At 41.5% G+C, this 9,811-nt stretch carries 9 protein-coding genes; 2 read left to right on the forward strand and 7 right to left on the reverse strand.

All coding sequences use genetic code 11. The features are described from left to right. The coding region (locus tag ABI367_RS14755; protein WP_462227290.1) for a glycosyltransferase family protein at window positions 1-519 on the forward strand (519 nt) is incomplete at its 5' end. A 2-nt stretch (window positions 520-521) separates the two neighbouring features. Here ABI367_RS14755 and ABI367_RS14760 read toward each other — a convergent pair. Together ABI367_RS14760 and ABI367_RS14765 are read right to left on the reverse strand one after the other, a co-directional pair. Beyond that, window positions 522-1,469, reverse strand: coding sequence for a Smr/MutS family protein (locus ABI367_RS14760; protein WP_462227291.1), 948 nt, complete (start codon window positions 1,467-1,469; stop codon window positions 522-524). A 317-nt stretch (window positions 1,470-1,786) separates the two neighbouring features. Beyond that, window positions 1,787-2,152, reverse strand: coding sequence for a YtxH domain-containing protein (locus ABI367_RS14765; RefSeq protein WP_462227292.1), 366 nt, complete (start codon window positions 2,150-2,152; stop codon window positions 1,787-1,789). A 297-nt stretch (window positions 2,153-2,449) separates the two neighbouring features. Here ABI367_RS14765 and ABI367_RS14770 point away from each other — a divergent pair, with 297 nt between their 5' ends. After that, window positions 2,450-3,100, forward strand: a complete 651-nt coding sequence (locus tag ABI367_RS14770; RefSeq protein ID WP_462227293.1) for an HAD family hydrolase — start codon at window positions 2,450-2,452, stop codon at window positions 3,098-3,100. Between the two features lie 107 nt (window positions 3,101-3,207). Here the strand turns inward: ABI367_RS14770 and araA are convergent, their stop codons facing one another. The 5 genes from araA to ABI367_RS14795 form a co-directional block, all read right to left on the reverse strand. After that, window positions 3,208-4,698: an L-arabinose isomerase gene (araA, locus tag ABI367_RS14775; protein ID WP_462227294.1), complete on the reverse strand. Its 1,491-nt coding sequence runs from the start codon at window positions 4,696-4,698 to the stop codon at window positions 3,208-3,210. Between the two features lie 91 nt (window positions 4,699-4,789). Beyond that, complete coding sequence (locus ABI367_RS14780; protein ID WP_462227295.1) at window positions 4,790-5,488, reverse strand: L-ribulose-5-phosphate 4-epimerase; 699 nt, start codon at window positions 5,486-5,488, stop codon at window positions 4,790-4,792. Continuing rightward, a complete protein-coding gene (locus tag ABI367_RS14785) occupies window positions 5,488-7,137 on the reverse strand; it encodes a ribulokinase (RefSeq protein ID WP_462227296.1) in 1,650 nt (549 codons plus the stop codon). Before ABI367_RS14785 ends, ABI367_RS14780 begins: the two co-directional genes overlap by 1 nt. Window positions 7,138-7,284: 147 nt before the next feature. Then, window positions 7,285-8,451, reverse strand: a complete 1,167-nt coding sequence (gene lysA, locus ABI367_RS14790; protein WP_462227297.1) for a diaminopimelate decarboxylase — start codon at window positions 8,449-8,451, stop codon at window positions 7,285-7,287. A 100-nt stretch (window positions 8,452-8,551) separates the two neighbouring features. Further along, on the reverse strand, window positions 8,552-9,811 hold a 1,260-nt coding region (locus ABI367_RS14795; protein ID WP_462227298.1), incomplete at its 5' end, for an aspartate kinase.

A 9,811-nucleotide genomic window follows, 5' to 3' on the forward strand; every position in this document is an offset into this window, starting at 1 on the left:
AATATATTTACACCGGTAATTCGCCAGCAAGTGCGCGAGCAGGTGATAACCAATAAAGGGCATTATACCGTTTATTTACCCGCTTATGATGATAAGCGACTTATAAAACGCCTTACTGAATTTAAGGATATACAATGGGATGTATTTTCGAAGCATAATAAAAAGGTGGTAAAACATAAAAATGTATTTATACAGCCTATTGACAATGAAGCCTTTATTAAAAGCATGGCCGAAAGCGCGGGCGTACTATGTGGCGGTGGCTTTGAAACCCCTGCCGAAGCCTTGTTTATGCAAAAAAAGTTACTGGTTATACCTATGAAAAATCAGTACGAACAGCAGCTTAACGCAGCCATGCTAAAAGAGATGGGCGTGCCGGTTATAAAAAGCCTGAAACCCAAACATAATGATGTGATATTTGACTGGCTAATTAGTGGCAAACCCGTAAAAGTAAATTACCCCGATAGCACCCAGCAAATACTAGACATGGTGTTTCAAAATTTAAAGCAGGTACCTGATTAAGCTTATTTAAGTATAACGCGGGTAGCGCCAAAGCCAAATTTTTCTTTACGGGCATCCATAAAGGTTTGCACTTTGGGGTGCTTGCCCAGTATTTTATGCAGCTCGTTTTTTAATGTACCATTGCCGGTACCATGTATAAAAGTAATATCAGGCAGTTGGTGCACAATAGCGGCATCCAGCGCTTTATTAAAATGGGCCAGTTGTAGTTTAAATATTTCGGCGCTATCTAAAAACACATGGTCACCGCGCAGCTTCTCAATATGCAGGTCAACCTCCTGTACTGGTTTATCAATAGCTATCTTCTCTTCAGCCGGTTTAAAAAAGCTTTCTTTCAATTTTTGAGCATCAATAACCAGGTCGGGTTTATCTAACTGCACCAGCCAGCCCTGTTCTTTCATCAGGGGTAGATTTTTTTTAGTGCCTGCAAAATCTTTAGCTTTAAATTTCTCTTCAACAGTTAAGGGGCCTGGTATCTTTACGCTTTGCGTAGTATAATACAATACATTTAAAATAAGCTTTGGCCATAACTGCAGATCGGCCAATTGTGCCGAGTATATTTTAATGTTTGATTTTGGCTGTACAATACCAACATATTCGCCCTTAGCTATTCCAAGCTTTTCGGTTATTAAAGTTATGGGTAAAATATAATCGGTAGTATTTATCAAATAAAAGTGCACTACAGAACCTGCTTTGGCATCATTAGCCACACCAAGGTAAATACCTTTGGTAATAAATTCGGCAGCAGGTATTTTTTGTTCGGCAATAACATCGCTGTTAGTGGACTTTCCTGATTGATAGCCATGCACCGTGGTTACTTTACTGGCAGGTACGGGTATCTCAAAATCATCCTCGCCAGTTACACCTATCATCTCATCATCAATAATACGGGTAACAAACCCTTCCATTTTTTCGTCTACAAAACGCACAAAATCGCCTAATTTATATTTCATAATTATTGTATTACCGGCGCAAAGGTAATTTTATTGCGACCATTTTGAACCGTGCAGAAATTAAACAACTGCTTACTGAATATTTTGATGAATCGGTAGAGGATGACCAACTGTTTGTATTGATAACTCAGGAGCATATCAATAAGCCGTAAAAAATAAAAGCCACCCGCATAAAACGGATGGCTAATTATAGCTATTTAATACCCCTATTAAAATAACCTGATGTAAAAATATAAAATATTTATTAAGGTATCAACCCATAATGACATAAAATAAAAAAACCTACTTATAAGTAGGTTTTTTTATTTTATAGTTAATTAGGCTTGCTGTATAGCTTCGTTTATATTATTTGATGTGCTTTTTACTTTATTTTTTGCGGCGTCAACATGATTATTGGCATCGTTTCTAACTTCATCACTTAAATTGTTGGCCCTATCAGCTAAGTTATCATACTCGCCATTAAACCTTGACTTTGCTTTTTCAATAGCATTATTGCCATAATCTTTTATGTTGCCTGCGGTAGCTTGTGCTTTATCTTTTGCTGATGATACCAAATCATTAACATAATCAGCAATATCGCTTCTCAGCCCTTCGCCAGTGTTTGGTGCCAATAACAAACCCAATGCAGCTCCTGCTGCCGCGCCTATTAACAGCGCTGCTATAACTCTTGATTGATCTTTCATAGTATTTTTCGTTTATGTAGTTATACCAATAAATACAACAACAGTGCCAGTAATGGCTGCACCACAACAAAAAATTGACATATTTTGAAATAAGTGTACCTTAAAGCAAAAAGCCCCGGGCATCTCTGCAAGGGGCTGTTCTAAAAGGAATTGTAGGATAAACCCAATGTTACCGATTCCTTTTAGCTATAACACACTAACCAATTTGTGTAATTAATATACGTTGATTTTTATTTGACGGTTTTTTACCGTTTTAACGTTGTAAATTTTAAGTTTGCGCCTTAATACAAAACGCGGATGAAAGCCTTTATTTTCGACCTGAATGGTACCATGATAAACGACATGGAATACCATACCCGGGCCTGGATGAATTTATTAAATGAAGAGTTGGGTGGCAATTTTACCTGGGACGAAGTAAAGCCGCAGATGTATGGCAAAAATCCTGAAGTGCTGGTGCGTATGTTTGGCAACCGTTTTACGTTGGATGAAATGAACGCCTTATCGCTTGAAAAAGAAAAACGATACCAGCAGGAATATTTACCGCAATTGCAGTTATTACCCGGGTTGAGTGAGTTTTTAGAGAAGGCTTACCAGAAAGGGATTTTAATGGCGATAGGGTCGGCAGCCATACCTTTTAATATTGATTTTGTGCTGGATAACCTGAACATACGCCATTATTTTAAAGCAATAGTAAGCGCGGACGATGTAGTAATAAGCAAACCGCACCCAGAAACCTATTTAAAAGTAGCCGAAGTATTAAACGTACCTGTTACTGATTGCCTGGTATTTGAAGATGTACCCAAAGGCGCCGAAGCCGCCGCCAACGCGGGCATGGAATGTGTGGTACTAACAACTACCCACCAGCAAGATGAGTTTAAACACCTGCCTAATGTGATACATTTTAGCAATGATTTTAGAGGGGAGTTTTTTGAGGGCTTGGTAGGATAAATAAAAATGTCATTTCGAACATAGTGAGAAATCTATACACACGTTAGTAGCATGTGTATAGATTCTTCGCTACGCTCAGAATGACAATTAAATATTTGTTTATCTTCTTACCTATAATAAACCTCGCTCCACTTCAACTCATTTTTAAGCTGGCGAAGTTTGGTATCCTGATCAATCAGTACATATTCAATTCCGGCTATATCGGCAAAGTCTTCCAGGTTAACAGCAGTAAGGTTTTGACTATAGCAGGTATGGTGCGCACCACCGGCCAGTATCCAGGCAGCACAGCCGGTTTTCATGTCCGGGTATGGTTTCCATAATACACGGGCTACAGGCAGTTTAGGCAGGTCGTGTTGCGGCTCAACAGCCTCAACAGTATTTACCAGTAAACGGAAACGGTTACCCATATCAATTAACGACGCATTAAGCGCCGGACCACCTGCTACATTAAATACCAAACGCACCGGATCGGCTTTACCACCAATACCCAACGGATGTATCTCACATTTTGGCTGTCCGCTGGCTATCGACTCACATATCTCCAGCATGTGCGATCCTAATACCATTGGGTTGCCTGGATCAAAGTGATAAGTATAGTCTTCCATAAACGCGTTACCGCCTTTAAGGCCACTGCCCATCACTTTCATGGCACGTACCAGCGCGGCGGTTTTCCAGTCGCCCTCACCTGCAAAGCCATAGCCCTTGCGCATTAAACGTTGCGCCGATATACCCGGCAGTTGTACCATACCATGCAGATCTTCAAACGTATCGGTAAAGCCTTTAAAATTTCCATCTTTTAAAAACGCCTCTAAACCTAACTCAATTTTAGCAGCTTCGCGAAGCGAATTGTATTGGCTGCCGCCTTTACGCAAGGCTTCAACAACAGCATATTTAGCTTCGTATTCGGCAGTTAAATGGTCAATTTCTACATCGCTGATGGCATTTATAACTTTCACCAGGTCGCCAATACCGTGGGTATTAACAGAGAAACCAAACTTCATTTCGGCCTCTACTTTATCGCCATCAGTAACCGCTACATAGCGCATGTTATCGCCAAAACGTACAAATTTAGCACCTTGCCAATCATACCAGCCTGCTGCCACACGTGTCCACCCGTTTATTTGCTCCAACACCTCAGGGTCCTGCCAATGGCCAACCACTACCTTGCGGTTAATACGCATACGTGACACCATGAACCCAAACTCCCTGTCGCCGTGAGCGCTTTGGTTAAGGTTCATAAAGTCCATGTCAATGCTATCCCATGGAATATCGCGGTTAAACTGCGTGTGCAGGTGTAATAATGGCTTTTGTAATACTTTAAGGCCACCTATCCACATTTTGGCAGGCGAAAAAGTATGCATCCAGGCAATAACACCAATACAATTTTTGGCATTGTTTGCTTCCTGTAGTACACTTTGAATCTCTTCCGAAGATTTTACGGTTGGTTTAAATATAACCTGTACCGGTATCTGCGCTGCATCATTTAATGATTTTGCTATTTGTTGCGAATGCTCGGCTACCTTTTTTAAGGTTTCATCGCCATATAAATGCTGGCTGCCGGTTACAAACCAAACTTCTAATTTTTTTAGATCTAACATCAAATTAATTATTGAATTAGTGAATTAGTGAATTATTGAATTAATGATTAAAATTAATGACTTAATGATACAATGACCTAATGACTATTGCCTACTGACCATAGTACGAATCAGGCCCGTGCTTGCGTTCAAAGTGCTTTTTAATAAGCGCCTCTTTTAAACGCGAAACTTGCGGGTTTACCTGCTCGGTCAATAACGCCATTTGTGCAATTGCTTCTAATACCGCGCTGTTATAAACAGCCTTATCGGCATTTTTACCCCAGGTAAACGGCGCATGGTTACCTATTAATATCATTTCGATATCCTTATAATTTAAACTACGCTCTCTTAGGCAGTTTAATATCTGGTAGCCGGTTTGGTACTCATAGTCGCCTTTTATCATATCATCGCTCATAGGCGGTGCACAGGGTATATCAACGGTGTTATGGTCGGCATGTGTGGTGCCGTAAATAGGTATGTCGCGGTGCGATTGCGCCCATGCCGTAGCATAAGTTGAATGGGTATGACATACACCGCCTATTTCTGCGCATTGTTTATACAATACCGCGTGTGTTTTAGTATCTGACGATGGTCTTAAGTTGCCATCAACTGTTTTGCCATCAAAATCCACGATCACCATTTTTTCGGGCGAAAGATCCTCATAAGGTACGCCACTTGGTTTAATAGCAAAAACCCCAAGGTCCCTGTCGGCAGCGCTTACGTTGCCAAACGTAAAAACCACCAGGTTCAATTTAGGCAACTGCATATTAGCTATGTATGCCTGTTCTTTTATATGCTGATATTTACTCATTATTTAGCAGTTTGATATTCAATAAAACCGGCCAGTTCTTTAAATTTTTTATATCTATTTTCATAAAAGGCAGCGCGCGACGCGTCAGGAGTATAAGTAGCATCAAAGCCACCGCCCATTGCTGTCATAGCATCCTCAACCTTTGGATAAATGCCTGCCGCTGTTGCCGCAAACATGGCCGCACCTAACGCGCAGGTATGTTCAAACTGGTGTATGCGGATAGGCATCTGTAATATATCGGCCATCATTTGCATAATGTATGGCGATTTTTTAGCCACACCGCCAATACCTATCAGCCCTTTAACAGGCACGCCTTCGTTATTAAAGCGCTCAACAATTGCCTTGGCACCAAAGCAGGTACTTTCTGCAATTGCACGGAAAACGCGCGGCGCATCACTACCTAAGCTTAAACCGGTTATGGCACTTTTTAATAGTTGGTTAGCATCAGGAGTACGACGACCGTTCAACCAATCAACAGATAATTCGGCTTTTTCATCCAAAGGTAATTCAGCGGCTTTTTTACTTAACTCGGCTATGATCTTATTTTCTATATGCTGCCTTTCTTCGGCATTTTCAACAAACTGTAATGGCCATGCTATCAGATTTTTAAACCAGGCATACGAGTCGCCAAAGGCTGACTGCCCGGCTTCTAAACCCGCCATACCGGGTATAACTGAACCATCTACCTGCCCGCAAATGCCGGCAACCAGTTTGCCCTGCATATCTTTATTTGGTGCTACCAAAATATCGCAGGTTGATGTTCCCATTACCTTGCTTAAATGATAAGGCTCTATTTGTCCGCCTACGGCACCCATGTGGGCATCAAATGCACCCACACCTATTACCACATCAGTATTCAGGCCTAAACGTTGTGCCCATTCGGCGCTCAATGTTCCGGCTGCTTCGTCAGATGTATAGGTATCTTTATATAAGCGTTCTGTAAATCCCTTCAATAACGGGTCCAACGAGCTAAAAAACTCATCAGGCGGCAAACCGCCATATTCAGCGGCCCATAATCCTTTATGCCCCGCAGAGCAACGACCGCGTTTCATTGCTGCTACGTCAGTACCGCCGGTTAATAAAAACGGCACCCAATCGCAATGCTCTACCCATGAATATACATCCTTACGTATTGGCTCATTAACCCTTAAGGTGCGAAGTAATTTAGCCCAAAACCATTCGGATGAATAAATGCCGCCTACGTATTGCAGATAGTTAATATCAAATTTAGTAGCATGTTCATTTATTTCGGCAGCTTCTTTTATCGAGGTATGGTCCTTCCACAAAACAAACATCGCGTCGGGATTCTCTTCGTAACCCGGTGTTAATGCTAATGGTACACCCTGCGCATTTACGGCAACGGGGGTTGAGCCTGTGGTATCAACAGATATGGCTTTAACCTGTTTGGCAATGGCATCGCCGCCGGCCTGTTTAATACAGCTTTTTATAGTTTGTTCAAGCCCCTCAACATAATCAAGCGGGTGCTGCCTAAACTGGTTTTGCGCGGCATTGCAGTAGAGTCCTTTTTGCCAGCGTGGATATAAAAAAACGGAAGAGGCCAATTCGCGGCCTGTTTTAGCGTTCACTATAATTGAACGCACAGAATCGGTGCCATAGTCAACACCGATCACTAATTGATCATCACTCATGTATGGTTTATAATAGGCTAAAAAATAGCGGTTTGTTTAACAAAGTAAATTTAATTAATAAATGTCTTTAGTACATTTTAAATTCACTGTAAACTTAGGCAATTTAGAAATATTTTTAAAAAATAGTGTAAAAATTACACGAAGAAATTATTCCGAATAAACGCTCCCCACCCTATCGCGCAAATTGTAGCCCGAAGCCATTACTTCGCCATAGGCACCTGCGGTTCGTATAGCTATAAGATCGCCCCTATACGATTGCGGAAACTCCACATCCTTACGGAAACAATCTGTACTCTCGCATATTGGGCCAACTATATCATAGTTGTGAGTGGTGAGTTGTGAGTTGTGAGTAGCTGAATTTTGACTTAAATTCTCAATTACATGATAGGCCTGATATAACATTGGGCGTATCAGCTCGGTCATACCGGCATCCAACACCAGGAAGTTTTTACGCTGTCCGTTTTTCACATACAGCACCCTTGATATTAACGCGGAACTTTGCGCTACCAGCGCACGGCCCAGTTCAAAATGGACCTCCTGTCCGGGCTTTATATTTAAAAAGTCTTTAAATACTTTAAAATAACCTTCAAAATCGGCAATAGCACCGTCGGGATTATAATAATCAACCCCCAGACCACCACCTGCGTTTAATACTTTAACGGTAAAGTTATGATCTTCAAACCACTCCTGTATCTCATTAATACGTATACATAGGCTACGGTACACCTCCATATCAGTTATTTGCGAACCAATGTGAAAATGGATGCCTAAAAATTGCAGGTTAGCGCAATTACGTAACGTGGTTACCACCTCATCCAACTGCCAGGTATTAATACCGAACTTATTTTCATCCAGCCCGGTAGTAATAAAGTGGTGGGTATGCGCATCAACATTTGGGTTTATGCGTATAGCTACACCGGCTGTTTTATTTTTGGCTTTCGCCAGATCATTGATAATCTCCAACTCCTGTACCGACTCTACATTAAAGCAAAATATATCAGCATCAAGGGCGTAGTTAATTTCCTTGTTGGATTTACCTACCCCTGCAAAAACAATGTTTTTATTGCCAAAACCATGTTCAACAGCCGCTTTAACCTCGTTACCGCTCACACAATCGGCACCAAAGCCAACCGCTTGTACGGCATCAAGCACTTTGGGGTTAAAGTTGGCCTTCATGGCATAATGCACATGAAAACCATATTTAGAAGATGCCGCGTGGCAAGTCTGTAGCGTAGCGCGCAGCACACCCATGTCGTAATAATAAAACGGTGTTTCTAAAGTTTCAAAATGGGTAATGGTATCGGTGTTAAACATGTAGCCCCCTCTAAATCTCCCCCTAAAGGGTGAGACTTTTTATATTAAATAATAAAATAACAATACGCTCCTTAATTCCCCCTTTAGGGGGTTAGGGGGCTTAAAACAATCCTTTATGCAAACTGCGTAAAGCCTCCACCTTATGCTCGGCTTTAACTAAAACCGAAAGGTTATGTTTGCTGCCGCCGTAGGAAATCATCCTTACCGGTATCTCTTTTAAAGTTTCCAGCACGCGCGAGCCATAGCCTTGTTTTTCGGCACTAAAATCACCTACTACACATATAATAGTTTGGTCGCGGTCAATTTCGACAGCGCCAAAAGCTTTAAGCTCGTTCAGTATCTCATCCAGGTGAGTGGTATCATCAATAGTCAATGATACGGCCACTTCTGATGTGGTTATCATATCTATTGATGTTTTATAGCGCTCAAACACCTCAAACACACGGCGCAAAAAACCATAAGCCAGCAGCATACGGCTGGAATTGATTTTTATAGCGGTAATGCCATCTTTAGCCGCTATTGACTTTATTTTATCCTTCTCACTGTCATTAGTTATCAAAGTACCCTTGGCCTGCGGATCCATCGTATTTAACAAACGCACAGGTATTTTATACCGCTGTGCCGGGAATACGCTTTGCGGATGCAAAATTTTTGCGCCAAAGTAGGCCAGCTCGGCGGCTTCATCAAATGATAGCTGCGCAATGGGTTTGGTACCTTCTACAATACGCGGGTCGTTATTATGCATACCGTCAATATCGGTCCAAATCTGTACCTCCTCGCTATGTATGCCAGCACCTATTAATGATGCGGTATAGTCACTGCCGCCACGGCGCAGGTTATCAATTTCGCCAAAGGCATTACGACAAATGTAGCCCTGGGTAATAAACAGGTTATTATTAGGGTGCGCATCTAATAACGGCGTTAGGTGCGTAGTGATATGATCAACAATAGGTTCGTTATCCTCGTCAATCTTCATAAAATCAAGCGCGGGCAGCAATACCGATGGCACACCTATCTCCTTTAAATAAACATGGTACAAGGTGGTCGAAAGCAACTCTCCCTGCGCCAATATTATTTTCTCTTCAATTGATGTAAAAAGATCATTAGCCAGGTTACTCAATAAACCAAAATGATGGTCTATAACTTCCTTGCCTTGTTTATAAAACTCGGGCTTGGCTAAAAGTTCCTTTATAAATACTTCATACTTATCTTTCAAAGCGGTAATTAAAGCAGCCGCTTTAGTTTTATCGCCGGCCAAATAAGCCTGGCTAATTTCTACTAAACTGTTTGTAGTGCCTGATACGGCAGATAGAACCACGATCTGCCTCTCGGACGCGTTAATAATATCCAGCAGATTTTT

The sequence above is a fragment of the Mucilaginibacter sp. genome, from assembly GCF_039935595.1.
Taxonomy (GTDB): Bacteria; Bacteroidota; Bacteroidia; order Sphingobacteriales; family Sphingobacteriaceae; genus Mucilaginibacter.